At 73.1% G+C, this 25,240-nt stretch carries 25 protein-coding genes and 1 riboswitch; of the genes, 7 read left to right on the top strand and 18 right to left on the bottom strand.

What is annotated here, in order from left to right; all coding sequences use genetic code 11:
* Positions 1-233: 233 nt before the first annotated feature.
* Positions 234-935, top strand: a complete 702-nt coding sequence (locus ABT116_RS16280; protein WP_351633324.1) for a TetR/AcrR family transcriptional regulator — start codon at positions 234-236, stop codon at positions 933-935.
* Between the two features lie 11 nt (positions 936-946).
* On the opposite strand, the gene ABT116_RS16275 is transcribed toward ABT116_RS16280, so the two are convergent.
* Entirely contained in the window at positions 947-2,761 is a 1,815-nt protein-coding gene (locus tag ABT116_RS16275; protein ID WP_351633322.1) for an ABC transporter ATP-binding protein, read from the bottom strand.
* 281 nt (positions 2,762-3,042) lie between these two features.
* Positions 3,043-3,627, bottom strand: a complete 585-nt coding sequence (locus ABT116_RS16270; RefSeq protein ID WP_351633319.1) for a TetR/AcrR family transcriptional regulator — start codon at positions 3,625-3,627, stop codon at positions 3,043-3,045.
* Positions 3,628-3,755: 128 nt separating this feature from the next.
* On the opposite strand from ABT116_RS16270, the gene ABT116_RS16265 reads away from it, so the two are divergent.
* Positions 3,756-4,187 (top strand): tautomerase family protein, encoded by a 432-nt coding sequence (locus ABT116_RS16265; protein ID WP_351633317.1) that lies wholly within the window; start codon positions 3,756-3,758, stop codon positions 4,185-4,187.
* Positions 4,180-5,202, top strand: coding sequence for a zinc-dependent alcohol dehydrogenase (locus ABT116_RS16260; protein WP_351633314.1), 1,023 nt, complete (start codon positions 4,180-4,182; stop codon positions 5,200-5,202). The genes ABT116_RS16265 and ABT116_RS16260 overlap by 8 nt, the downstream gene beginning before the upstream one ends.
* On the opposite strand, the gene ABT116_RS16255 is transcribed toward ABT116_RS16260, so the two are convergent.
* The 4 genes from ABT116_RS16255 to ABT116_RS16240 all read right to left on the bottom strand — a co-directional run bounded on the left by ABT116_RS16255 (position 5,197) and on the right by ABT116_RS16240 (position 8,384).
* Positions 5,197-5,529, bottom strand: a complete 333-nt coding sequence (locus tag ABT116_RS16255; protein WP_351633312.1) for an STAS domain-containing protein — start codon at positions 5,527-5,529, stop codon at positions 5,197-5,199. The two genes, ABT116_RS16260 and ABT116_RS16255, sit on opposite strands and share 6 nt — an antisense overlap.
* Complete coding sequence (locus tag ABT116_RS16250; protein WP_351633309.1) at positions 5,526-6,851, bottom strand: PP2C family protein-serine/threonine phosphatase; 1,326 nt, start codon at positions 6,849-6,851, stop codon at positions 5,526-5,528. The genes ABT116_RS16255 and ABT116_RS16250 overlap by 4 nt, the downstream gene beginning before the upstream one ends.
* A complete protein-coding gene (locus ABT116_RS16245; protein WP_351633340.1) occupies positions 6,851-7,654 on the bottom strand; it encodes an alpha/beta fold hydrolase in 804 nt (267 codons plus the stop codon). The genes ABT116_RS16250 and ABT116_RS16245 overlap by 1 nt, the downstream gene beginning before the upstream one ends.
* 73 nt (positions 7,655-7,727) lie before the next feature.
* Positions 7,728-8,384 (bottom strand): maleylpyruvate isomerase N-terminal domain-containing protein, encoded by a 657-nt coding sequence (locus ABT116_RS16240; RefSeq protein ID WP_351633306.1) that lies wholly within the window; start codon positions 8,382-8,384, stop codon positions 7,728-7,730.
* A gap of 116 nt (positions 8,385-8,500) precedes the next feature.
* Here ABT116_RS16240 and ABT116_RS16235 point away from each other — a divergent pair, with 116 nt between their 5' ends.
* Entirely contained in the window at positions 8,501-9,637 is a 1,137-nt protein-coding gene (locus ABT116_RS16235; RefSeq protein WP_351633303.1) for an amidinotransferase, read from the top strand.
* 41 nt (positions 9,638-9,678) lie between these two features.
* Here ABT116_RS16235 and ABT116_RS16230 read toward each other — a convergent pair whose 3' ends face one another.
* The 11 genes from ABT116_RS16230 to ABT116_RS16180 all read right to left on the bottom strand — a co-directional run bounded on the left by ABT116_RS16230 (position 9,679) and on the right by ABT116_RS16180 (position 21,668).
* Entirely contained in the window at positions 9,679-10,533 is an 855-nt protein-coding gene (locus tag ABT116_RS16230; RefSeq protein ID WP_351633300.1) for an energy-coupling factor ABC transporter ATP-binding protein, read from the bottom strand.
* Positions 10,530-11,279: a cobalt ECF transporter T component CbiQ gene (gene cbiQ / locus ABT116_RS16225; RefSeq protein ID WP_351633297.1), complete on the bottom strand. Its 750-nt coding sequence runs from the start codon at positions 11,277-11,279 to the stop codon at positions 10,530-10,532. Before cbiQ ends, ABT116_RS16230 begins: the two co-directional genes overlap by 4 nt.
* Before the next feature lie 6 nt (positions 11,280-11,285).
* Positions 11,286-11,654, bottom strand: a complete 369-nt coding sequence (locus tag ABT116_RS16220) for an energy-coupling factor ABC transporter substrate-binding protein (protein WP_351633295.1) — start codon at positions 11,652-11,654, stop codon at positions 11,286-11,288.
* Complete coding sequence (locus ABT116_RS16215; protein WP_351633292.1) at positions 11,651-12,358, bottom strand: energy-coupling factor ABC transporter permease; 708 nt, start codon at positions 12,356-12,358, stop codon at positions 11,651-11,653. The genes ABT116_RS16220 and ABT116_RS16215 overlap by 4 nt, the downstream gene beginning before the upstream one ends.
* 30 nt (positions 12,359-12,388) lie before the next feature.
* Positions 12,389-12,573: riboswitch (cobalamin riboswitch) on the bottom strand.
* A gap of 128 nt (positions 12,574-12,701) precedes the next feature.
* Positions 12,702-14,156, bottom strand: a complete 1,455-nt coding sequence (locus ABT116_RS16210) for a serine/threonine-protein kinase (protein ID WP_351633289.1) — start codon at positions 14,154-14,156, stop codon at positions 12,702-12,704.
* Positions 14,157-14,385: 229 nt separating this feature from the next.
* Positions 14,386-15,681, bottom strand: coding sequence for an MDR family MFS transporter (locus tag ABT116_RS16205; protein ID WP_351633287.1), 1,296 nt, complete (start codon positions 15,679-15,681; stop codon positions 14,386-14,388).
* Positions 15,678-17,486 (bottom strand): ABC transporter permease subunit, encoded by a 1,809-nt coding sequence (locus ABT116_RS16200; RefSeq protein ID WP_351633285.1) that lies wholly within the window; start codon positions 17,484-17,486, stop codon positions 15,678-15,680. The genes ABT116_RS16205 and ABT116_RS16200 overlap by 4 nt, the downstream gene beginning before the upstream one ends.
* 86 nt (positions 17,487-17,572) lie before the next feature.
* Complete coding sequence (locus ABT116_RS16195) at positions 17,573-19,084, bottom strand: ABC transporter substrate-binding protein (protein WP_351633282.1); 1,512 nt, start codon at positions 19,082-19,084, stop codon at positions 17,573-17,575.
* 23 nt (positions 19,085-19,107) lie between these two features.
* Positions 19,108-19,644 (bottom strand): GNAT family N-acetyltransferase, encoded by a 537-nt coding sequence (locus ABT116_RS16190; protein ID WP_351633280.1) that lies wholly within the window; start codon positions 19,642-19,644, stop codon positions 19,108-19,110.
* Positions 19,645-19,918: 274 nt separating this feature from the next.
* Positions 19,919-20,716, bottom strand: a complete 798-nt coding sequence (locus ABT116_RS16185; RefSeq protein ID WP_351633277.1) for a VOC family protein — start codon at positions 20,714-20,716, stop codon at positions 19,919-19,921.
* A 109-nt stretch (positions 20,717-20,825) separates the two neighbouring features.
* Positions 20,826-21,668: an SDR family NAD(P)-dependent oxidoreductase gene (locus ABT116_RS16180; protein ID WP_351633274.1), complete on the bottom strand. Its 843-nt coding sequence runs from the start codon at positions 21,666-21,668 to the stop codon at positions 20,826-20,828.
* Positions 21,669-21,792: 124 nt separating this feature from the next.
* Between ABT116_RS16180 and ABT116_RS16175 the strand changes: the two genes are divergently transcribed.
* Positions 21,793-22,269 carry a DUF4396 domain-containing protein gene (locus ABT116_RS16175; RefSeq protein ID WP_351633272.1) on the top strand — a complete coding sequence of 159 codons (477 nt, stop codon included), beginning with the start codon at positions 21,793-21,795 and terminating at the stop codon, positions 22,267-22,269.
* 127 nt (positions 22,270-22,396) lie between these two features.
* Here the strand turns inward: ABT116_RS16175 and ABT116_RS16170 are convergent, their stop codons facing one another.
* Positions 22,397-23,536 carry a winged helix DNA-binding domain-containing protein gene (locus ABT116_RS16170; protein WP_351633269.1) on the bottom strand — a complete coding sequence of 380 codons (1,140 nt, stop codon included), beginning with the start codon at positions 23,534-23,536 and terminating at the stop codon, positions 22,397-22,399.
* 143 nt (positions 23,537-23,679) lie between these two features.
* On the opposite strand from ABT116_RS16170, the gene ABT116_RS16165 reads away from it, so the two are divergent.
* Both ABT116_RS16165 and ABT116_RS16160 read left to right on the top strand, forming a co-directional pair.
* Positions 23,680-24,333: a hypothetical protein gene (locus ABT116_RS16165; protein WP_351633267.1), complete on the top strand. Its 654-nt coding sequence runs from the start codon at positions 23,680-23,682 to the stop codon at positions 24,331-24,333.
* A 214-nt stretch (positions 24,334-24,547) separates the two neighbouring features.
* A partial coding sequence (locus ABT116_RS16160) for a sigma-70 family RNA polymerase sigma factor (protein ID WP_502983876.1) occupies positions 24,548-25,240 on the top strand: 693 nt, incomplete at its 3' end.

The following is a 25,240-nucleotide window of genomic DNA, read 5'->3' as shown; positions in this document are numbered from 1 at the left end:
TCACTGCGGTAAGCGAGGAACCGCCGGCGAGCACGAAGCGGTCGGAGTGCGGGACCGCCGGTGCGCGAGGCCGGTCTGCGAGCCGCCGGTGTGCGAGACCGCCGGTGCGCAAGCCGTCGGTGTGCGAAGCCGTCGGACCGTCGGCGCGTCCGGCCCTCGATGCGTGCGAACCGTTGATCCGCGAGACCGCCGGTGTGCCACACCGCCGCCGCGCGAGGAGAGGAGTGCCGGTCATGACCACCCGTGTCCCGCAGGAACGCCGTCGTCGGAGACCGACCCGTTCGGGGGTCCTGCTGTCGGAGGACCTGATCGTGCAGACCGCGTTGCGGCTCATCGGCGAGCACGGACCCGAGGCGCTGAGCGTGCGCCGGCTCGGCGCGGCCCTGGGCTGCGACCCGACCGCGCTGTACCGCTACTTCCAGGGCACCGACGACCTGGTGCTCGCCATCGCCGACCGGATCATCGGTGATGCCATGGCCGGCTTCACCCCGGGAGACGACTGGGTGGCGTCGCTGCGCGAGATGGCCCTCAGGGTCCGTGCGGGATACCTCGCGCATCCACGCGCGGCGGCCATGGCGGCCCATCGCGTGACCCGGCGCCGGAACGAGATCCGTGCCGTGGAGACCGGGATCGGCCTGCTGCTCACCGCGGGCTTCCCGTCGGCCGACGCCGCACGGCTCTACCTGGCCTTCATCGACACCGTGCTGAGCCAAGCCGCCGCGGAGGCGGCGTTCCAGGCCCTCCCTCCGCAGCAGCGCGAGGCCGACCGCCGGTCGTGGCGTGACGTCTACCAGGACCTCGATCCGGTTGCGTACCCGGCCCTGACCGCGGTGCGCCCGGAGCTGCCCGCCATGGCGGACAGCTCCTTCGAGCAGGCGGTGGACCTCCTGCTGGAGGCCCTGGCGGCCCGGGCACGGGCCCTGGGACGACAGTGAGCGAGCCTGCGCTACAGCACCTCGGCCCGCCCGGAGGTGTCGTCGAGGAAGCCGCCCGACTGGTGCTGCCACAGCTTCGCGTAGGCACCCTCGATCGCGAGCAGCTCCTGGTGGGTGCCCTGCTCGACGATCCGGCCGCGGTCGAGGACGACCAGCTGGTCCATGCCCGCGACCGTGCTCAGCCGGTGCGCCACCACGAGCGCGGTCCGTCCGTCCATGAGCCGCCACAGCGCCTCCTGGACCAGCAGTTCGCTTTCCGAGTCCAGGGCACTGGTCGCCTCGTCGAGCAGCAGGATCGGCGCGTCCCGCAGGACCGCCCGCGCGAGGGCGACCCGCTGGCGCTGACCGCCGGACAGCTTGACGCCCCGCTCGCCCACCATGGTGTCGAAGCCGTTGGGCAGCGCGTCGGCGAACTCCGTGACATGGGCCGCCTCGGCCGCCCGGAGGATCTCGGCGTCGGTGGCGTCCGGCCGGGCGAAGGCGATGTTGTCCCGCAGGCTGCGGTGGAACATCGCCGGGTCCTGCGGCACGTACGCGATCCGCCCGCGCAGATCGGCCTGGCGCACCCGGCTGATGTCCTGGCCGCCGATCAGGATGCGGCCGCCGTCGATGTCGGTCATCCGCAGCAGCAGCCGGGTGAGCGAGGTCTTGCCGCCGCCCGACCGGCCCACGAGGCCGATCTTCGCCCCGCTCGGCACGGCCAGGTCGAGTCCCTCGAACAGCGGCCGGCCGCCCCGGTGGGCGAAGGTCACCTTCTCGAAGCGGACGTCGGCGGCCCGGGCCCGCAGCGGCTCCGGGTCCGGTGGGTCGAGCACGGTCGGCGGCGTCAGCAGCAGCTCGGTGAACTGCGCGGCCTCCGTCATCGAGCTCTCCAGCCGGCGGTATATCTGGTTGAACTCGAACATGATCCGCGTCGCGTTGTTGTAGTAGGCGAAGGCGACCACGACCGCCTCCACCCCGTGCGCGCCGCCGCCCAGCGTCACCGCGAGGAGCAGGCCCATCGCGTTGGTCAGCACGGACATCGGCGCGACCACCGTGTCGATGCGCAGATTGCCGTAGTCCCACGACCGCATGGTGAGCCGGCGGGACGTCGCGACCCGGGACCGGTGCTCGGCGGCCTCGCGCCCCTCCGCGGCGAACGCCCGCACCGTGTCCATGTTCATCAGGCTGTCGGCGACATGACCCGACACCCGGGCGATCGCCTCCTCACGCTGGTCCACGAGCGCCTGACGGCGCCGCACGAGCGGCACGACCAGCACCGCCGTCAGCGCGATCATCACCAGCAGGCCGACGACGAGCAGCGGTTCGTAGCGCCACAGCACCACCGCCCCGAACACCAGCGGCACGAAACTCCCCACGACCTGGAAGGTCAGCGTGTCGACGAACTGCTCGAACCGGGAGGCGAAGCTGAGGACCCGCTTGGTCAGCGAACCGGCGAAGTTGTCGTGGAAGAACGCGGCGTCCTTGGCGAACAGTTCGTCCATCCCGATCACGTACAGGTGCTCGATGCCCAGGGCGTCGAGACGGGTGAGGCAGTGCAGCGCGACGCGCCACAGTGCCTCCGCGGCCAGCAGGACACCCGCGAAGCCGAGCACGTACGGCAGTGTCGAGCCGGCCGTGAGGTCCTTGTTCCCGGCGATGTCGGCGACGAGCTTGGCGACGATCAGCGGCGCGACGTAGTTGATGCCGATGTTGCCCAGCGCCGAGAGCAGCATCGCGGGTGCCGTCCACCGGCGCAGCCGGGACAACTCCCTTCCGTAGTAGCGCAGTGCGAGAAGCACCGAGCGCTTGCCCGGTAAAGCCCTGTGTGTTTCCGGCGTTTCCATCCCACCCCTGTGTCGTTCTGTGGCCGCCCGCCACGCCGCGCGTGCGGGCAGGGGCCATCGCCGCAACGGATGTGTGAGGTTTCGGGTCGAGTCCGGAAGTGTCCCGCGATGCCGGCCGCGCAGTCCAAGCGTTTTCCGGCCGGGCGGAGGTGTGCGGGGAGCGCCAGGAGGCGCGGCGGCCGGGTGACCGTACGCCGGGGTGAGGCCGCGGAGCCCTCCGGGGTGTGGGTGAGCGACTGGGACGGGTCCCGGACCGCCGGGCTCCCGCGAGGCCGGTGCGGTCAGTCGGTGATGGCGCCGACGATGAGCGCCTGGAGCTGGGCGGCCGTGTGGTCCAGCGGTTGCGTACTGCGCTTGGCGCGGCACATGGCCACGGTTCCCTCGACCGCCGCGACGACCAGTGTCGCGAGCTGGGCCGCCTGCTCGGGCTCGACGCCGTGTTCGCGCAGTGAGCCGGCCAGCAGACCCTCCCACTCGTCGAACACATCGGCGGCCGCCGCCAGGGCGGTGGGCGTCTCGTCGGCCGGGGGTTCCTCGATCGAGACGGCGAGGACCGGGCAGCCCGCCCGGAAGTCGCTGTCCACGACGATCGACCGCCACAGGGCGAGGAAGGCCCGCAGTCCGGCGACCGGCCCCGCCTCCAGCTCCTTGCGCAGGCTGCGGGCGGCCCAGGCTCCCGTGAAGCGCACCGCCTCGGTGGCCAGTTGCTGCTTGCCCTCGGGGAAGTAGTGGTACGTCGAGCCCAGCGGCGCCCGGGCGTGCTTGGCCGTCTCGCGGATGCTCGTCGCGTTCAGACCGCGTCGGCTGATCATGTCGGCCGCACCGGCCACGATCCGCTCACGCGCCGTCGGACTTGGCTTGGTCACGTGCACGTTCCCTTCCGGCCCCGCTGGCCATAACAGTCGTCATAGTCTAGCGTGGCCGTGCTTTATAACGACTGTCATAAAGCCGCGTCGCCCGACGTTCGACGCGGCGAAGGAGAGGAAGGTCCGCCATGCCGATGATCCGGCTCACCGCTCCCGCCGGTGCCCTGACCGAGCAGGGCCGAGGCAGCGTCCAGCGCGACCTCGCCGCGACGCTGCTGCGCTGGGAGGGCGCACCCGACACGGCGTTCTTCCGCGCGCAGGCGTGGAGCTGCCTCGTCGAACTGCCCGAAGGCGCCCAGACGACCGCCGAGGACGACTCGCCCCGCTTCCTGGTGGAGGTCACCGTCCCGCAGGGCGCCCTGTCCGAGCGCCGCACGGCGGGCCTGGTCGAGGAGGCGACGAAGACCGTCCTGGCAGCCGCCGGACTCACCCCGGACGACGCCCTGCGCGTGTGGGTCCTGGTGCACGAACAGCCCGACGGCACCTGGGGCGCGGGCGGCTCCGTCATCCGCCACGCCGATCTGGTGGCCCTGGCGAAGGGGCAGCGGGCCGATGCGTGAACTGACCTACGTCGGCCGGCGCACCGTCGAGTGGCGCGAGGTGCCCGACCCGAAACTCCGGTCCGACGGCGAGGCGGTCGTGGCCCCGGTCGCCGCCACCTCGTGTGACGTGGACTCCGCCATCCTGGCTGGTCATGGGTTCATGGAGCCGCCCTTCGCCCTCGGCCACGAGTGCGTCGCCCGGGTCGTCGAGACCGGCGACGCCGTCACCGCCGTGGCCCCCGGCGATCTCGTCGTCGTCCCCTGGTCCATCAACTGCGGCACCTGCGACCGCTGCCGGGCCGGACTGACCGCGCACTGCACCACCGTGCCCTACATGGCCATGTACGGCGCGCCCATCGGCGGCAGCTGGGGCGGGCTCTTCTCCGACCTGGTCCGCGTGCCCTACGCCGACGCCATGCTGGTGCCGCTCCCCACCGGCCTCGACCCGGTCGCCCTGGCCTCCGCCGGCGACAACTGGTCCCTGGCCTGGCGCCTGGTCGCCCCGCACCTCACGGCGCGCCCCGGAGCCAGGGTCCTGGTCGTCGCCCGCGGCAGCATCGGCCTCTACGTCTGCGACATAGCCCGCGCGCTCGGCGCCTCCGACGTCCTCTACGTCGACCCCGACCCCGAACACCGGGCCCTCGCCCGGGCCTTCGGCGCCACCACCGCCGAAACCCTGGAGCCACTGCCGCAGAGCTACGACATCGCCGTCGAGGCGACCGGCCGTGTCGACCAGCTCGGCCTCGCCGTCAAGTGCCTGACGCCCGAGGGAATATGCGAGAGCGCGGGCAACCACTTCCGCGCCGGCGAGCTGCCCCTGCTCGACATGTACCTCACCGGCGTCACCCTGCGCGTCGCCCGCGACAGCGTGCGCGCCCACATCCCCGACGCCCTGGCGCTCGCCGCCTCCGGCACGGTCGCCCCCGGGAAGGTGGTGTCCCACGTCATCGACTGGGAGGACCTGCCGGCCGCGCTGCCGGAGAAGCACCTCAAGCCGGTGTTCGTCCGGCCCGGACTCCGGCGGGAGTCATGACGCGGCGCTGGAGTCCGGGCGCAGTGTGAAGACCTGGTCGAGGCCGACGAGGGTGAGGACGCGCAGCAGGTTCGCCGGTACGGCGGCCAGGGCGATGTCGGCGTCGGCGGCCAGGGCGTGCTGGCGGGCGGCGAGCAGGGCGGTGATGCCCGAGGAGTCGCAGAACGCGAGGCCCGACAGGTCCAGGACCAGGCACTGCCCCGACGACAGGGGGAGATGGCCGAGCCGGCCGCGCAGGACGGGGGCCTGGTCGAAGTCCAGGTCGCCGGCCACGTACAGAACGGGTCCCGAGGCGGTGTCGAGCTGTGTGACGGTGAGCGGGTTCATGAGGTGTGACTCGTTGCCGGGGCTGTGACGGAAGGGGTGGCGGGAACGCCGAGGGCGAGCAGGGCGGTGTCGTCGTCAAGACCGTCGCCGAAGCTCTCGAGCAGTCCGGTGAGGGCGGTGATCACCTCGTGCGGTGCGGCGGGAGCGTGATCGGTGGCGAAGGCGTGCAGGGCGTCCTCGCCGTACAGGTCGTCGCGGGCGGGGCCGACGCGGGCCTCGGTGAGGCCGTCGGTGTACAGCACGAGCGTGTCACCGGGCGCCAGGACGGTCTCGGCCGTGCCGATCGGCGCGCCGGGGACGACGCCGATGAGCAGGCCGCCGGGGGTGGGCAGGAACTCGGCCCGGCCGTCCGCCCGCAGGACGAGTGCCGGCGGGTGGCCGCCGGAGGCGAGGCGCACCACGGCGCCCCCGTGTTCGCCGCCCGGCTCGACCGTCCCGAAGATGCAGGTGCAGTACCGCGGGTTTCCGTCGCCGGTGTACCGCTCGTGCAGAACGGCGTTCAGCGTGCTCAGCGCCGAGGCCGGATCCGGGTCGTGGTGGGCGGCGGCACGCAGGGTGTAGCGGGTCAGCGAGGTGAGGGACGCGGCCTCGGGGCCCTTGCCGCACACGTCGCCGAGGAAGAACGCCCACCGGCCTCCGGCCACGGGGAACAGGTCGTAGAAGTCGCCGCCCAGCTGGTCCGGGGACGCCGTGTGGTAGTGCACGGCCGTCTCCAGGCCCGGTACGGCCGGCAGCGAGTCCGGCACGAGGGAGCGCTGCAGGACGGCGAGGGCGTCGGCCAGCCTGGCCCGGTCGGCCTCGGCCTGGCGCCGGGCCTCGTCCGCCTCGGCGCGGGCCCGCTCGGCCTCCTGGCGGCGGCGCAGGAGCTCCTTCTCGTAGGCGCGGCGGTCCGAGGCGTCGAAGACGGTGATCCGGTTCAGCAGGGGCTCGCCCTCGGTGCCGTACTTGACCACCGCGGAGACCAGCACCGGAAGCCGACCGCCGTCCCGGCGCCGCATCTCCAGGGCGATGCCCCGCAGCTCGCCCTGCATGCGCAGCAGCGGAGCGAAGTGCGTCTCGTGGTACAGCTTCCCGCCGATGGTGAGCAGGTCCGCGAAGCGCCTGCGACCCGCCACGTCCGCACGGTCCAGGCCGAGCCAGTCCAGCAGCGTGGTGTTGATCTTGGCGATGGTGCCGTCCATCATCGTGGACAGGTAGCCGCAGGGGGCGGACTCGTACAGATTCTCCGCGCTGTCCTCCAGCAGCGCGGTGAACGCCGCGTCCGTGCTCGCCTCGTCGTCCCCCGTCCCGGTGGGCTCCGGCACGCCGCCCGTGCGACACATCACTTCACGGACTCCAGGAAGTCGAGGATCGCTTCCGTGGTGGCCTCCGGCGCGCTGAGCTGCGGGCAGTGGCCGGTGGCGTCGAGCGTGACCAGACGGGAGGCGGGGATCGCCGCGTGCACGTAGGCGCCGACCTCACGGGGCGCGATGGCGTCCTGCTCGCACTCCAGCACGAGCGTCGGCACGGACACGCCCTTCAGGTCCTCGCGGCTGTCGGTGAGGAAGGTCGTACGGGCGAAGACCCGGGCGATGTCGGGGTCGGTGGCGCAGAAGCTGTTCGTCAGTTCCTGGCCCAGCTCGGGCCGCTCGGGGTTGCCCATGATCACCGGGGCCATCGCCGACGACCAGCCCAGGTAGTTCGCCTCGAGGGAGGCGAGCAGCTCGTCGATGTCCTCCGTGCTGAAGCCGCCGCGGTAGCCCTCGTCGTCGATGTAGCAGGGCGAGGGGGTCACCATCACGAGCGCCCCGATCCGCTCCGGCGCGGCCTGCGCCGCCAGCACTCCGACCATGGCACTGACCGAGTGCCCCACGAACACCGCCTGCCGCAGGTCCAGCTCCTCGCAGACGTCTACGACGTCGGCGGCGTAACCCTGGAGCGAGGAGTACCGCTCCTCGCTCCACGCCGCGAGGTCCGAGCCGCCGGAGCCGACGTAGTCGAACAGCACCACCCGGTAGCGCTCGGCAAGCGCCGGTACCACCAGCCGCCACATGTTCTGGTCGCAGCCGAACCCATGGGCCAGGAGCAGCACCGGCGCGCCGTCGGGACCGATGACGTTGACGTTGTTCCTGCGGCGGATGTCCATGGCGGCCATGCTCCCACCCAGGCCGGAGCGGTTCGACGGCGGCCCTGCGAACAGCGGTTCCGCGACCGTGAAGTCAGCCCAGGTACAGCGGCACCCTGGAGGCCAGGTCCCCGAGCTCGGCCTGCTCCGCCCCGGTCGGCGCACGCCGCCCCGTGCCGATCACCAAGGCGTCCGCGTCGGGAAAGGAGGAAGGGAACGGGCCGCCCGCGATCTGCTCCAGCATCTCCCGGGACCGGGCGAGCCCCTCCGCGGGCGGCAGCTCCGCGCCCGGGAGGTGGGCGATCAGGTCGAGGTGATGCAGCGTCCACTCCATGACATAGGCGGAGAGGAAATCGCCCACGGTGAGGATCTCGTCACGGGTGCCGACCCGGCCGGAAGGATCGGCGAGCAGGGCCGCCCGCCCGGCGGCGGAACCGACGTCGTCCAGATGGAACTTCAGCAGGCCTGGATCCTCGTACGCGGCGGCCAGCCGGACGGTCAGCGCGTCGAGCGGGTCGTCACCGGTCGGCGGAGTGCCGGAGACGTCCCAGTACGTCAGCGCGTCACGGGTCGGTTCCCGGTCGGAGGGGGTGGCCAAGGTGATCAGGACGTCCTGGGCGTCGACGACCAGATGGCACACCAGGTCCCGCACCAGCCAGCCCGTACAGCCGGAGGGCCGCCCGAAGTCCTCGTCGGAGAGACCGGCCACCGCCGCGCGCAACGCCGCCCAGGTGCGGGAGAAGAGATCCACCTCGGCAACGTAGTGCGGTGCGGCGGCGTGGACAAGCGCATTCAGGGCATCTGGAACGTTGAGTAATCCGGCAGGTGCGGCGTATCACATGGCTTGCGATCCGAAGAGTGGTGAGCATGAGCGTCCTGCAGAATCCCGGAGTACCGCCCCCGGCCGACGGGGGCGCGGAGCGACTCGTGTCGCCGGTCGGTTCGCACACCGAGTGGGATCCGCTGGAGGAGATCATCGTCGGACGCCTGGAGGGCGCGACGATCCCCTCCGACCACGCGGTGGTGACCTGCAACGTGCCGCCGTGGGCCGGGCGGTTGCAGGGGATCGCGGCCGGCTTCCGGTATCCGCGGCTGCTCGTCGAGCAGGCACAGCAGGAGATCGACGCCTTCGTCGCCCTGCTGGAGTCCCTCGGCGTCACGGTCAGGCGACCGGACGCGGTCGACCACCGGCGCCGCTTCGGCACCCCCGACTGGACCTCACGCGGCTTCTGCAACACCTGCCCGCGCGACAGCATGCTCGTCATCGGCGACGAGATCATCGAGACACCGATGGCGTGGCCGTGCCGGTACTTCGAGACGCACTCCTACCGCCCCATCCTCAAGGACTACTTCCGGCGCGGCGCCCGCTGGACGGCGGCGCCCAGGCCACAGCTCACGGACGAGCTGTTCGATCCCGACTACCGCGTCCCCGGGCCGGGCGAGCCCATGCGGTACATCCTCACCGAGTTCGAACCCGTCTTCGACGCGGCGGACTTCGTCCGGGCGGGACGGGACCTGTTCGTCACCCGCAGCAACGTCACCAACGCGATGGGCATCGACTGGCTGCGCCGCCACCTCGGCCCGGAGTACCGCGTCCACGAGATCGAGAGCCGCTGCCGCACGCCCATGCACATCGACACGACGTTCGTCCTGCTCGCGCCCGGGAAGGTGCTGATCAACCCCGAGTACGTCGACGCCGGCCGCCTGCCGGAAATCCTCCGCTCCTGGGACGTCCTGGTCGCCCCCGAGCCCGACCCGATCGACGGCCGGCTGCTCAAGCTCACCTCGATGTGCGGCAAGTGGCTCAGCATGAACGTGCTCATGCTCGACGAGAAGCAGGTGATCGTCGAGCGGCACCACACCGGGATGCTGCGCGCGCTGGAGAAGTGGGGCTTCGAGCCGATCCCGTGCGACCTGCTGCACTACGCCCCCTTCGGCGGCTCGTTCCACTGCGCGACCCTCGACGTCCGGCGCCGCGGCTCGCTCCAGTCCTACTTCGACTGACCGTGCCGTTCCCCTCCCGGTGAGACAGGGCGCGACCACCCTCACCCTCCGGACGCCCCCAGCCGTCCGCCGACGAGAGCGGCGAGTTCCTCCGGCGTGCGCGGCCCCGGCTGAGCGTCGTCCAACCACCCCTGGGAGCGCAGCAGTTCGGCCGCCGCGGCGCCCCACGGCAGGCGCAGCCCCGCCTCGCTGAGGAGATCCGGGCGGGCCAGCACCGTGCCCGCCTGGCCGGTGCGGACACCGGACGGCGTGAGGAGCGCCGCGTCGTCGGCCCAGCGCAGGGCGAGATCGACGTCATGGGTGGCCATCACCACCGTGGTGCCCGCGGCACGGAGTCCGTCGAGGGTGGTGAGGAGCCGCTCCTGGCCGTCGGGGTCGAGTCCGGCCGTCGGCTCGTCCAGGACGAGGACGCGCGGCCGCATGGCGACCGCGCCCGCGATGGCCGTGCGTTTGCGCTGCCCGTAGGAGAGCAGATGGGTCGGCCGGTCGGCCAGGGCCGTGATGTCCAGGGCGGCGAGCGCCTCCGCCACCCGCGCGCGTACCTGCGTGTCGTCCAGGCCGAGGTTCAGCGGCCCGAACGACACGTCCTGCTCGACGGACGCCGCGAACAACTGGTCGTCCGGGTCCTGCACCACCAGCTGCACGGTGGTCCGCAGCCGGGTCAGCCCCTTGCGGTCGTACGCCACCGGCTGCCCCTCGACCGTCAGCCGCCCCTCGTGCGGCTTCAGGCCGCCGCTGAGCAGCCGCATCAGCGTGGTCTTGCCGCTGCCGTTGCGGCCGAGCAGCGCCAGCGCGCGCCCCTCGCGGATCTCGAAGTCGAGGCCGCTGAGCACGGCCGGGCCGTCCTCGTAGGCGAAGGACGCGCCCCGCAGGGCGACGAGGGCGGGCTCGCTCATGTCAGCGGCCTTTCCAGTACGAGGGTGAGAACGGCCAGCGCGACGAGCAGCGCGCAACTGGCCGCCGTGAAGCGGACGGAGACCCGGGCCTCGGGCACCAGGACCCGCAGGGTGCCGTCGTAGCCGCGCCCGGCGAGTCCGGCCTGGAGACGGCCGGCCCGGTCGAAGGCCCGGACGAACGCGGTGGCGCCGAGCCCGGCCAGGGAACGCCACTCCGCGGTCCGGCCGGCGTGCCCGAGCCGGGCCGCCTGGGCCTCCCGGATCCGCCGCATCGAGTCCAGCAGCAGGAAGCTCATCCGGTACGTCACCAGCGCGACGTCGACGACCGCCGCGGGGATCCCGGCCCGGACCAGCCGGGGCAGCAGGTCCGACATGGGCGTGGTGAAGGCGAACAGCAGCACGCCCAGGGAGGCCGCCGAGGTGCGCAGCAGCAACTCCCCGGCCCGCAGCGGCCCGTCGTCGGCGACGGAGACGAACCCCCCTGGCCCGCCCACCTGGACGAGCAGCGTGAGCGCGCCGGTCACGCAGAAGCCCAGCGGTACCCGGTAGGCCCGCCACAGCCGCCGCCCGGGCACACCGGCCGGACCCAGCAGCACGACCAGGGCCGTCAGGAGGACCAGGGCCGCGCCCGGCCAGGGCGGCAGGGAGATCGCGAGCACGGTGAGACCGAGCCCGAGCACGGCCTTGTCCACGGGATGGCGGCGGCGCCAGCGACTGCTGTGCGCCGCCGCGTCGATCGGCAGCACCCGGGCTCAGTCCCGTTCCGCCGCGGACTTCCCGGCGGCGCCGGTGGGCGCGCTGTCGGCCTCCCGCTCCAGCGCCCGCTGCTCGCCCTGCCGGCGTCCGCGGCGCAGACCGAAGTAGTAGGCGAGGACCCCGGCACCGAGGGCCGCCTGGAGGGCGAACAGCGCCGACTCGATCTCGCCGGACGGCGGCTCGTACAGCGGCGAGAACCACGGCTCGTAGTCCGGCTTCAGCTCGGTGATCGCCGTCTCGGCCTCGGCGTCGGCCCCCGTGAACGGCTCCTTCTTGTGGTCGCCGAGGCCCAGCGCCAAGGGCAGCACGGCCAGGGCGGCCACGGCGAACAGCAGCACCAGGTTGATCTTCGTGTTCCGGCTCATCGGGCCACCGCCTCGGTCTCCGTCTCGGTCCGCGCCTTCTTCTTGGCGAGGAGCACGCCCAGCCGGGTCAGTTCGCCCTTGCTGGACTGCACCAGCAGCCGCATCACGAGCACGGTCAGCAGGCCCTCGCTCACCGCGAGCGGGATCTGCGTGACGGCGAAGATGGAACCGAACTTGCCGAGCGCGCCCAGGAATCCGCTGCCCGGGTCGGGGAACGCGAGCGCCAGCTGCACGCTGGTGACGCAGTAGGTGGACAGGTCGGCGACGAACGCGCCGGAGAACACCGCCACCATCAGCGGCGCGTTGGAGCGCCGCAGCAGCTTGTAGACGGCGTATCCGGCCCAGGGTCCGACGATCGCCATGGAGAAGACGTTGGCGCCGAGCGTGGTCAGGCCGCCGTGCGCGAGCAGCAGCGCCTGGAAGAGCAGGGTGATGGTGCCCAGCACCGCCATGATGGGCGGCCGGAACAGGATGGCTCCCAGGCCCGTGCCGGTGGGGTGCGAACAACTGCCGGTGACGGACGGCAGTTTCAGGGCGGACAGGACGAACGTGAAGGCGCCGGAGGCACCGAGGAGCAGTGTGCTCTCGGGGTGCTCGCGCACTTCACGGGTGAGTGACCGGACCCCGTGGACGACGAACGGCGCCGACGCGACGCCCCAGGCGACCGCGTGCGCCGGAGGAAGGAAACCCTCGGCTATGTGCATGGCTCAGCAGACCCTCTCCAGCACCTCGTGGATGGTTGACGCGCCTTGGCCGGTCTCCTGGCTGACGGGTACCACCGCCCGGACTCCGCCTTCCCGGGTCACAAGGACCCAGTGGCCGCCCGTGAGGGCTGGAGCCGGACTTCCCGATTCACAGTGGCGAGGGCCGCACCGGCATCACACCGGATTTCCCGTTCACCAAGGCCTGGTGACAATAAGGCCGGGGTAAGGGCGATGACAAGCCACCCAAGGGGCGCGCGAGGGGGCGCCCGTTCGCACACCGGCGCATCCCCCGCCTGGTCCACACGCTCCGCGCAGGTTCCCGCCGCGCGACGTCCGGGCTGTGTCAGTCCTCGCCCCCGTCGTCCCCGCCGTCGTCGCCCTCCCCGTCTTCCCCGGCCTGGCGCGGCTTCTCCGGCTTCGGCTGCTCCGGGCCGCCGCCGACCGTTTCCTCCGTCGGAGTCGCGGTGTCCGGCGAGGGCGGGGGAGGAGTCGGGGAAGGGGGTGGCGTGGACGGAGTGACATCGGCCACGGTGCCGGTGGCGGGCGTGTCGGCTGCCCCCGGGCCGGCCGCGGGGGCCGCCGGGTCGGCCTGCGGATCGGAGGAGTCGGACCTGGCGGAATCGGTGGACGGCGTGGCGGCCGGGCTGCTCGCACTCGGGGAGGCGTCGGGTTCCGTGCCCTCCGCGGTCGTGTCGGGCGAGAACCAGCGCATGCCGATGAGCATCGCGGCGATGAACAGTGCCGCGGCGGCGGCCGTCGCCGCCAGCCTCGACCGGTTGCCGTGACCGCCGCGCCCGCGGGAGCGGCCCGCACGCCCCGCCTGGGCCGCCCGGGCGGCGGTGCGGTGGCCCGTGGTGGCGGGCAGCGCGTACGTGGTCGGGCTGCCGGTCTCGGCGGTCGCGGACGGTCCCGGCCCGGCGGGCATCGCCGTGGACGCGGTGCTCGGCCGCAGCGGCGGCGAGACCTCCGGCAGCGGCTCGGGCAGGCCCCGCCAGGCACCCCCGGCGAACCACTCGGCGGCCTGCCGGGCGGTGGGACGGTCCTCGGGCTGCTTGGCCAGCAGACCGAGGAGGTAGTTCTCGAACGCGGGCGGAAGTCCGGCGACACCGAGTTCGCGCGGCGGCACGGGAGCCGAGTCGAGGTGCTGGTGGAGCAGGGCGACGGCCGTGTCGGCCTGGAACGGCGGACGTCCGCTGAGGAGCTGGTAGAGCACGCAGCCCAGGGAGTACATGTCGGACGCGGGCCCCGCGGGCTTGCCCAGGGCCCGCTCGGGCGCGAGGTAGAGGCCGGTGCCGATGATCTGGCCGGTGGCGGTGAGCGCGGCGCCGGGGTCGTCGAGGAACCGCGCGATGCCGAAGTCCCCGATCTTCAGCGTGCCGCCCGCGTCCAGCAGCAGGTTGGCGGGTTTGACGTCCCGGTGCACGATGCCCTGCGCGTGCGCGGCGGCGAGCCCCGCGGACGCCTGCGCGGCGAGAAGGGCCACCCGCTCGGCGGGCAGCGCGCCGGAGCCGGTCAGCACCCCGGCGAGACTGTCGCCCTCGACCAGTTCCATCACCAGGTACAGCCGGTTGTCGTACTCGCCGAAGTCCAGCACACCGACCACGTTGGGGTGGTTGAGACGCCCGGCGGTCTGAGCCTCCAGACGGAACCGGGAGGCCGCCGTGGCGTCGGTGTCCTGGGGCAGCAGCAGCTTCAGGGCCACCGCTCTGGCGAGCGTCTCGTCGTACGCACGCCAGACCTCTCCCATTCCACCGCGCCCGATCTCCACATCCAGCCGGTAGCGGCCCGCTAGCAGCACTCGTCCTCGTCTCACGCATAGGGGAAGGTCATCGCCGCAGGCCGAACTCCCCGCTTGTGCACGGGGATTGATCGGGGGTGCCGCAGCCGACCCAGGATACTGGCGCGGCATGACCGCCGATCTCCGCAGCGGTGTCCCCGGAGGACCACGGCACGGAAAACCCGGGCGGAAGAGTCGCCCGCCGGGGTGACACTCCCGGCGCCCGGTTGCCGCGGAGGCCGGCAGCGTGTCAGGCCGCCGCGCCCGTCCCCTTCTCCCGGTGCGGCAACAGGGCCACCGCCAGGGCCGGTACGGCCGCCAGGAGCAGCCACGGCACGGCGGCCGGCAGGCCCAGGTCGAGCAGGAAGCCGGTGGCCGCGCTGCCGGCCAGGACGATCAGGCCCGAGACGGACGACAGCGCACCCATGTAGAGCCCGAGCCGGCCCTCCTCGGCGAGGTCGGGCACCCAGGCGCGGGCGGCGGGCACCACCAGCATCTGCCCCACGGTGAGCAAGATCACGAAGCCCGCGGCCGGGAGCAGCCCGGCGGTGCCCGTCCAGCCGGCGGGCCGGGCCGCGGCCACCACCGCGAAACCGGACGCGATCAGCAGCAGCCCCGCGGTCATGGAGCGGCGCAGATCCAGCCGGTCGCCCGCCCAGCGGGTCACCGGCAGCTGGGTGAACACCACCAGCACCGACGACAGCGCGAAGAGCCAGGACAACGGCGCCTGCGAGCCCGCCGCCCGCTGCACCTCGTCCGGCAGGGCCAGATACAGCTGGTTGTAGGCGAGCAGATAGGTGCCGTAGGCACAGCACAGGGCGAGGAAGCGGCGGTCGCGCAGCAGGGCGCGGACCCCGCCCCGCTCCCGGACGCGGATCCGGCCGGGGATGTGCTGCGGCATGAGCCACAGGTGCCCGGCGAGGACGAGCACGAAGACTCCGGCACCGGCCAGACACGCGGTGCGGAAGTCGACGGCGAGCAGCAGCGCGCCGAGCAACGGCCCGACGAACGCCCCCGCCTGGCCCGCCACGCTGAACAGGGCGAGGACCCGGGTGCGCGGGCCGTGCCCGTCCTCCTCCCACACGACCGCCTGGCGGGCCACCTCGGACTCCACGGCGGGGGAGAAGAGCGCTGCGGCGAAACCGATCACCAGCACCGCACCGATCACGGCCGCGCTCGTCTCCGCGAAGCCGAGCCACGCGAACCCGGCGATCCGCAGGCCACAGCCCGCCAGCACGACCGGCCGCACCCCGAACCGGTCGACGAGCCAGCCGCCGACCACGAACAGCCCCTGCTGGCTGAAGGTACGCAGCCCGAGCACGAACCCGACCAGCCACCCCGCCATGCCGATCGCGGTGCCGAGATGCTCGGCGAGGAACGGCAGGACGGCGTAGAAGCCGATGTTGAAGGCGAGCTGGGTGAGGATCAGCAACCGCAGCAGCGGCGACAGTTGCCTGATCAGCCGCCAGGTGCTGTCGCGGCTTCCGGCGTGGATCGTACGGGCGGCGGCCTTACGGGCCGGCACCCGGGAGACGGGGTCGGTCATCGTTCATCTGTCTGTGAGGCGGACACGGGCGTCAGGAGGGCGTCGGGGCGATCCGGGTGCCGTCGCGGGGCCGGCACGCCCTGCTCCAGGGGCGGCACGGCCGGGCTCGCCGGCCGTGTGCGCCGCCGGGGCAGCCGTACTCCACCCGCGGCTGTCACCGCGAGTGCCCCGAGCAGGGCGAGTACGGCGGCCGGGAAGAGGACGGCCCACGGGGCCCGTTCGGCGTAGGGCTGGTTCTCGGCGAGCAGCAGGCCCCACTCGGGGGAGGGCGGCTGGGCGCCCAGGCCGAGGAAGCCGAGCGCGGCGAGGCTCAGGGCGATGCCCGGGAGGCGGAGCAGGGCGTGCCGGGTGACCGGGGGCACGACGGCGGGCAGCAGTTCGTGCCACAGCAGGTACCAGCGGCTGGCGCCCAGCGCCCGGGTGGCGGTCAGATGGGTCGTCGCACGCTCCTGCAGCAGCAGGGCGGAGGTGTGCGCGGCGAGCGGGGACCATGCCACGACGGCCACGGCGAGCGCGGGCGTCCAGGGGCCGCTTCCGGCGATGCCGGTGACGAGCAGCCCGGCCAGTACGGGGGGTACGGCACTGAGGGTGTCGGCCAGCGGCCCGGACAGCCTCGGCAGCAGCCCCAGCAGCAGCCCGGCGACGAGGGCGGCGGCACTCACCGCGACGGCGGTGCCGAGGGTGGTCACCGCCCCGTGGGAGATCCGGGCGAGGACGTCCCGGCCGAGCGCGTCCGTTCCGAAGGGGTGCTCCGCCGAGGGGGCTTGGAGCCGGGCGAGCGTGTCCAGGGCGAGCGGGTTGCGGGGGAGTCCGGCCCCGATGAGGGCGGCCAGCAGTCCCCCGTAGAGCAGCGGGAGCGTCCGGGGCGCGGGGGGCCGGGGCCGGTGCAGGGACTGCAGGGCGCCGTCGCGCAGCGCCGGTCCGATCAGCAGCCGGGCGGTGATCCGGGCGACGAGCCCGGCTGCCGCCGCGAGCAGGACGAGGGCGAGTGTGCCGGTCTGCAGGGCGGGCAGGTCCTGGGCGAGTGCGGCGTGCAGGGTGAGCCGGCCGAGGCCCGGGATGTCGAAGATCTGCTCGACGGCGACCGATCCGCCGGTCAGCCCGACCACGAACAGTCCCAGGTTCGGCAGCAGTCCGGGCACGCAGCGGCGCACCGCCTGCCGGGCCAGCGACCTCGGCGGAACACCGCGTGCCGCGGCCGCCATGGCCCAGGGTTCCGCGAACGCGCCGGGCAGCAGGTCGTCGAGCATCCGGCCCAGGACCGCCCCGGCGGGCAGGCCGAGGGCGAGCGAGGGCAGCACCATCCACTGCGGGCCGTACCAGCCCAGCGCGGGCAGCCAGCCCAGCTGCACGGCGATCACCGAGGCCAGCACCGAGGCGACGAGGAACTCGGGCAGCGAGGCCAGCACGGCCGTCACCGTCCCGCCGGGACGACGCGCGCCGAGACGGCCCCGCGCGCCCAGCCGGAGGGTAGGTGCGCAGACTGCGGCGGTCGTGGCCGCGGCGACCACCAGGGCCCCGCACATCAGCAGCAGGGACACGCCGAGGGCCTGCACGACGCCCGGCAGCACCGGGGCGCCGGACACCCAGGACGAACCCGCGTCGCCGCGCAGCAGGCCGCCCAACCAGCGGCCCAGCAGGATCAACGGCCCATCGTCCAGGCCGAGTTCGGCGCGGATGGCGCGCAGGGTCTCCGGTGTCGGATCGCGGTCCGCGGCGCGGGCCTTGAGGACGGTCAGCGCCGGGTCGGTGCGCGACAGCCACGGCAGCAGGCCGATCGCGCCCACCAGGGCGGCCGTGAGCACGGCCCGCCACGCCAGCGTGGGGCCACCGCCCCGCGCGAGGACGCGCAGGGCGGTCAGACCCCGGGTCGGGAGGGAGGGCTTGGTGTTCAGGGTCGCGTCCCCACACCGACGAACTCCCGCTCGTACGGGTCGAGTCGAGCGCCCTGCACGGACGCCCGGACCCCTGTGACGGCCTTCAGGTGCACCAGCGGAATCACCGCGTCGGTCCCCAGGATCGCGGCCTCCGCCTTCATGGCGGCGTCCTGCCGCTCGGCGGGGTCGGACTCGCCCCGGGCGGTCGCGACGAGCCGGTCGACGTCCCGGTCGCACAGGAACGCCAGGTTGTAGGAACCGTCGCAGGTGAAGTCGCTGTCGAGCACGGTGACCGGGTCGCCGGTGTCCGTCATCATGTTGCGGGCGACGACGGCGGCGTCGAACTTCCCGTCCAGCAGATCCCCTTCGAGGCGCGCATACGTCCGCACCTCCAATTTCACCTCGAACCCGGCCTTCTCCAGTTGCTGTTGCAGCACCTGCGCGGTCTCCGCCAGTTCGGGCCGGTCGTTGTAGCTGCCGATGGTGATGCTCTTGCCGCCGGGGTCGGTCGCCGCGGCTCGCCCGGACGGCTGGAGGCGCTTGCCGGCGGCCCAGGTCAGGGCCGGACCGTAGAGGCCCTGCGCGGGTTCGGCCGACCCCTCGTAGACACCCTTGGCAACGGTCGCACCGTCGACCGCCTCACGTGCGGCGGCCCGCAATCCGGCGTTCGTGAAGGCGCCGGACCCGGTGTTGAGGTACAGGCTGGTGTTGCGGGCGGTGTTCGATTCGTGGACGGTGCCCTTGCCCAGGGAGGCGGCCTGGGCGACGGGGACCGCCTCGGCGATGTCGACGTCCCCGGTGCGCAGGGCGTTGGCGCGGGCCGTGCCGTCGGAGACGTACCTGACGTCGACGCCCGAGGCCTGGGCCCGGCCGCCCCAGTAGCCGTCGAAGCGGTCCAGCGAGGCCGACCGGTCACCGGTGACCTCGGTGAGCTCGAAGGGGCCGGTGGCGGTGCCGACCGCGTTGACCGCGCCCTTCTTCCCGTACGCCTTCGGGGAGAACACCGCGAGGCTGGGGTTGGTCAGTCGCAGCGGCAGCACCGGGTCGGTTCCGCCGGTGGAGACCCGTACCCGGTTCTCGCCGACGGCCTCGGCGGTCAGCTTCACGCCGGATATCGCGGTGGGTGCCGGCTTCGCCGCGGCGGCGTGGGTGAGGGCGGAGGCGGCGGCTTCGGCGGTGACGTCCTCGCCGTCCTGGAACTTCGCGTCCCGGAGGGTGAACAACCAGCTCTCGCCGCCCTTCTCGCTGCTCCAGGACTCGGCGAGGGCGGGCACCGCCGTGCCGTTGGCGTCCAGGCGGGTCAGTCCCTCGGCGACACCCAGCCGGGACAGGTTGTAGGCGTCGTACCCGTACGGCGAGTAGTTCTGCGTCGGCGGGAAGGCCAGGGCCACGCGCAGCCGTCCGCCGTCCCCGGAGCCGGAGGAGTCGGAGGTCTCGGCGGAGTCGTCACCGGTGGACGCGAAACAGCCGGAGAGCAGCGGCAGGAGCAGCAGACCGGCGGTGAGCCGGCGGCGGGGGATTCTCATAGTGTGTATGAATACCATTTTCGTTAAGCGAGCGGTATCTCGAAGTGCACGACGCCGCTGCCCCCGCCCGGCACCTCCTCGCGCTCGTCGCACAGCACCTTGCCCAGCGCCTTCCACAGGCCCATCGCGCCGGGGGAGTGCGGGTAGGTGTGCAGGTACGCGGACCGGTAACCGCCGTCGGCCCGGGCGAAGTCGAGCAGGCCGTCCACCAGTTGCCGGGCGAGCCCGCGCCTGCGGTGTTCGGGGCGCACGTACACCCGCCGGAGCTGTGCCGTCTCGCCCGAAGGGAACCGCTCGGCCAGCCGGCGGGGGTTCGGCGGGTGGGCCGGTCCGCGTGCGTCCAGTGCTGCCGTGGCCGCCACCGTCCCGTCGCGCTCGTCCACGGCGACCAGGAGGGTGTGCCGGGGCGGCGTGACGTAGAACGGCACCGGATCGATGATGTCGGCGTGCCAGTTCGGCACGTAGCCCGTGCCGAAGTCGCGGTACACGGCGTCGAGCATCACCGCCCGGGCCCCGTCGATGTCGGCCGCCGCGGCTTCCCTGATGCTGTACTCACGCATTTGCACATCATATGCAAGAAGGTTTCGGCGGTAGCCGGGGGTGCCGGTGCTGCGGTAGCCGGGGGTGCCCGTGCTCACCTCTGTCGCGGGGTGTGGCCGTCAAGGCAGTGGACGCGGGTGTTCGGCTGTCCGGGTGACCTGCGGCGTTCCCGGCCTGGCGGAGGAGGTCCGCGGTGACCGCGGTCCGCCCGGCAGCACGTCCGCCACCGAGGGGGTTGCACGGCTCACCCCGCTCCTGCGCTTCGAGCGTCCCGGGCCGGGCCTTCGTCCCGGTTCAGCCCTCGGACGGGGCGAGCACCACGAAGTCCGCGTTCGCCGGGTCGAGACAGACGGCGAGCCGGCCGACGCCCTCCATGTCCGCCGGTCCCATCTGCACGCTGCCGCCGTTCTCGGTGACCTGGGCCACCGCGGCGTCGCAGTCGTCGACGGCGAAGACCGGGTGCCAGTACGGCCGCCCGCCCGCCAGGGCCAGATCCTCCCTGTCGACCTGCATGAGCCCGCCGTGCATCCGGTCCTCGGAGAGCCCCGCGGGGGTGATGAGGGTGTATGTGCCGGCGCCGCCCGGCAGCGGCATGTCGCTGAACTGCCAGCCGAAGAGGGAGCCGTAGAACTCCCGTGCGCCCGCGGCGTCGGTCGTGTACAGCTCGGTCCACGACAGGGAGCCAGGCTGGTCCACCAGGTCCAGGCCCTTGTTCGTGCCCGGCTGCCAGACGGCGAACTGGCCGCCCAGCGGGTCGCTGTACTGCGCCATCCGGCCCCAGTCGTCGAGGTCCATCGGCGCGACCCGCACGGTGCCGCCCGCCTGCTGCACGGCCTCCGTCGTGGCGTCCGCGTCGGAGACGCTGTAGTAGAGCATCCAGGCCGGACGCGCTCCCTCCTCGGTGAGCTTGCCGAGCCCGCCGACGATCTTGCCGTCCTTCTTGAACATCCCGCCCTCGAAGTCCTCGCTCTCGCCCATGGGCTCGTAGTCCCACCCGAGGACGGCGCCGTAGAAGCCGGCGGCTGCCCGGACGTCCGGAGCGCCCAGGTCGAGCCAGCAGGGGGAACCGGGGACGTACTCCGTCGTGATCATGGCGATGCTTCCCTTCCGCGGGTCCTGTGTGCCCAGCGTGACACCGGGCACCGGCCGTCGCCCGTCGGCGGCTCGCCGTCCGGGGGCTCGGCGGACGCGGAGGGAGGGTTCAGTGGACGGACAGTCCGCCGTCGACGAACACCGACTGCCCGGTGACGTAGGCCGACGCCGCGCTCGCCAGGAACACCGCCGCGCCCGCGAAGTCCTCGGCGAGACCGTTCCGCCCGATCATCGTGCGGGCGGCGAGGGCGGTCACCTTCTCCGGGTCCGACGACAGCCGGGCGTTGAGCGGTGTCATGACGAAGCCCGGCACGAGCAGGTTGCAGGTGACCCCGCGCGGCGACCACGCCTCCGCCTGGGAACGCGCCAGTGCCTCCAGCCCGCCCTTGGAGGCGCCGTAGGCGCCGCTCCGGACGAACGCGCGGTGCGCCTGCTGTGAGCTGATGTGGATGATCCGGCCGTATCCGCGTTCCGCCATTCTGGGGCCGAAGCGCTGCCCCAGCAGGAACGGCGCCTCCAGGTTGACGGCCATCGTGGCGTCCCAGACGTCCTCGCCGAGTTCGTCCATCGGCGGACGCAGGTTGATCCCGGCGCTGTTGACGAGGATGTCGGGCTCCCCGAAGATCTCGACCGCCCGCTCGGCGGCCGTCCGCACACCCTCGCGGGCGCTCAGGTCCGCGCCGACCCACGCGGCACGGCAGCCCAGGGCCGTCAGCTCCTCGACGGTCGCGGCCAGTCGGGCCTCGCCACGGGCCACGACCACCACGCTCGCCCCGGCGCGGGCGAGGGCGTCGGTGATGCCGCGGCCGATGCCGGAACTGCCCCCGGTGACGATCGCGACCCGGCCCTCCAGCGAGAACAGTTCGGAGAGGTAGGCCTTTGCCGCCCGGGACGATGGAGTCGCCCCGCTCGGCTGGGTCGGCTCCGTGGGCGGGGTGGGGTGTGTCGTCATGGCGACCACCCTAAGTCGATCAACCGACGGCCCCTCGGGCGGTGCTCACCGCCGGGCGGCCCTCGCGCCACGAACTCGGGCCGGCCTCTCGCATGCATACCCCTAGGGGGTATATGATCCGGTCATGGACCACGCCGCTCACGAACCTGAGAAGCAACCGCACGGGACCGCGTCCTGGGGGACCGCCGTGAAGGCGACGCTGCACTGTCTGACCGGGTGCGCCATCGGCGAGATCCTCGGCATGGTGATCGGCACGGCGCTGGGGTGGGGCAACGTGCTCACCATGGCGGTGGCGATCGGGCTCGCGTTCCTCTTCGGTTACTCGTTCACCCTGTTCGCGGTGGTGCGGGCCGGCCTCAGCCTCAAGGCCGCGATCCGGGTCGCCCTCGCCGCGGACACGGTCTCCATCGCGGTCATGGAGTTCGTGGACAACGCGATCATCGCGCTCACGCCGGGCGCGATGGACGCCCATCTGTCGGAGGGCCTCTTCTGGGCCGCGCTCCTCGGCGGTTTCGCCGTCGCCTTCCTGATCACCACGCCGATCAACCGGTGGATGATCGGCCGCGGCCGGGGCCACGCCGTGGTCCACGCCCACCACTGACGCGACGTCACCCCGCGTAGCCGCCGCGAGAACCGGCCGGAGCCACGGGCCGTTGTCCGGGCACGATGGTCTGCACGTGCGCGGCCTCGCGTCGGCCTCCCGGGCGCGGCTGCCGTGCCGCACGGGCTCAGCGCCCGAGCAGACGGACCTGGCCGTCGGGGAGCTTCGGCCACCAGTGGTGGTAGCGGCGGTAGACCTCGGCGTCGCGGCCTGCCAGCAGCGCCGTCAGCGACGCGGCCTCCGCGGCCAGTCCGTCCCACACGGCGGTCGGCAGATCGTGGAACGCCGTGGCCTCGACACCACCGTCCACCGCCCGCCACACGCCGGCGACCCGGCCGTCGACCAGGAGCGTGGGCAGCACGTCGCCGTTCACCCGGATCACCAGACGGCGATACGCCGGGGGAATCACGCGGCTGCGGTCGGCGTGGGCCAGCAGGACGCTGTCCCACATGGCCATGAGCCGGGGCGGCGCCGGCGTGTCGGCCGGTGGGCGCGAGGCGCCCGGCACGTCGTACAGCAGGGTCCCCTCGGGCCCCCGGAGCTGCTCCACCGCGTCGCCGAGGACCAGCAGGGCCTGGCGTACAGGTGCGCGCGGCACCATGGCGAACTGCGCGATGTCCGCCACCGACGCGGGCCCGAAACCCCCCAGATAGCGCAGGACGAGGTGGCGCAGCGCCTCCGGCACCGTCGCCCGCCCCCGGGGTACGGGACCGGTCCGCGCCGCGACGAACGACGACCGGGGACCGAACGACCACGGCCCGCCGGTCGGGACGTGCAGCAGCGGCGCGTACGCCTTGAGCCCCCACCACGCCCCGGCCTTCTTCTCCGCCCCGACCCGCTCCTCCAGCCAGTCCTGCATCTCGGCGGCCGTCCGGGGCCGGTCCGCGAAGTCCAGCAACTCGGGGACGAGCGCCTCGCCGTCGGCCGGTGTGAGCCCCGCCGCGGCGAAGCGGTACCCGAGCCGCGAGGCGTACAGCGTCTGCTGCATCGCCTCCCGGAAGATCTGGTAGTCGTTCCCGTGGACCGCGTGCAGCGTGATCCGCATCAATGTCGCCTTGACCACCGCCCGCCCCGCGAAGGCGGCGTCCAGCTCCTCCGGCGCGAACCCGGCCAGCCGGTTCCACAGCGCCACGTACGGCGAAGCGGCATGCTGCGCCTGCAACGCCACCACGCGCCGCACCGCCTCCCCGGCGTCCATCGCCTCCCGCCCCAGCAGCAACTGGCGTCCGAGCGTGGCCCGATTGAGTTCCTGCGCGGTGATGTCCACGCCGGGGATTCTGCCGCGGCCCCACCGGAGGCACCGACTCCGTCGCCGTGGCCCTGATCACATGGCTTGGATTGAGTGCGCGGCGGGGGAGATGTCCGTACTCATGGGTGTCGGGGCGGTGCCGGATGCGAGGATGAGGCGCCATGACAGTCGGGTGGTGTGCTCGCGCGATACGGGCCGCGGTGTTCGCGGCCGTCTGTGTCGTGCTCGCCGCCCTGGGGCACGTCATGATGTCCGGCGACCACGTGCCCCTGTCGACGCTGCTGGCCGGCTGGGCCGCGACGGGCGTGACGGGCTGGTGCCTGGCGGGCCGCGAGCGCGGACTCCGTCTGGTCGTCACCGTCGCCGTGGCCGTCCAGACGGCGCTGCACTCGGCGTTCTCGCTCGGACCGCCGGCGCCGGCCGCGTCCGGGTCCGGCTCCATGGAGATGCCGCCCGTGCGTCATGGCATGGGATCCATGAGCCACGGCATGAGCCCGGACTCCATGGGATCCATGGCCCCGCACACGGGGCATGTCCCCGGCGGTGACTCGTCCTTCGGCATGCTCGCCGCCCACCTCCTGGCCGCGGTGTTGTGCGGCCTGTGGCTGGGCCACGGGGAACGGGCCGTCTTCCGGCTGCTGCGCGCCGTGGGCAGCCGGCTCGCCGCACCGCTGCGGCTCCTGTTCGCCCTGATAGCACCGCCGCCTCCGCCCGTGCGTGAACGGCGGCGGCCGTCGCACCGCACGCCGCACCGACTCCTTCTCGTCCACGCGATCACCACCCGGGGACCGCCCGCGGGGGCCGCTGCCGCCTGACGGCAGCCGGTGGCACCCGGGGCGGCCCCTGCGCACCCCGGTCAAGGTCGTGCGTCCGTACCAGCCCATCCGCAGGCGCTCACGCCTCGCGCTGCGCCGTACGGGACGCCCGCCCCTCCCCGTTCACGGGACCGCGCACCCATGCGAGCACGACAGACCTCAGGGTCTGCCCGCCCCGCGTCCTCGTGGTCCCGCAATCCGAGAAGGACATCAGGTGATCACTCCTGCCCTGCCCCTTTCGCACGCGAGACCGGCGTCGGCCGACGAGTCGATAACCGCCTGGGCGCTGGCCGCCCGCGGCGGCGACTCCGTGGCCGTCGACCACTTCGTACGCGCCCTGCACCGTGACGTCACCCGGTACGTCGCCCATCTGTGCGCCGACCCTCAGGCGGTGGACGATCTGGCGCAGGACACGTTCCTGCGGGCGCTCGGCAGCCTGCACCGGTTCGAGGGCCGCTCCTCGGCGCGGACCTGGCTGCTGGCGATCGCCCGGCGCGCGGTGGCCGACAGCATCCGGTCCACCGCCGTACGCCCCCGCCCGGCCGATCTGCCGGACTGGGAGCCGGCCGCCGAACTCGCCCAGCCACGCGGCCTGCCCGGCTTCGACGACGGCGTGGCGCTGCTGGAGCTGCTGGCCGGACTGCCCTACGAACGCCGCGAGGCGTTCGTCCTCACGCAGCTGCTCGGTCTGTCCTACGCGGAAGCCGCCGCGCTGAGCAACTGCCCCGTCGGCACGGTCCGCTCCCGCGTGGCCCGCGCCCGGGCGACGCTCCTCGCCCTGCTCACCGCCGCGGAGGAACCGGACCCCGCTCCCGGTGACGGCGACGGTGTACAGGGCGACGTAGGCGGCCTGGGTGGCCGCGGTGTGCGAGTAGTCGAGGAAGTGGTAGGGGAACACGCAGGTGAT

The sequence above is a fragment of the Streptomyces sp. NPDC002130 genome (assembly GCF_040296465.1).
Classification (GTDB): domain Bacteria; phylum Actinomycetota; class Actinomycetes; order Streptomycetales; family Streptomycetaceae; genus Streptomyces.
The sequence above is the reverse complement of the archived record's forward strand: the minus strand, read 5'-3'. Positions and strand labels throughout refer to the sequence as shown.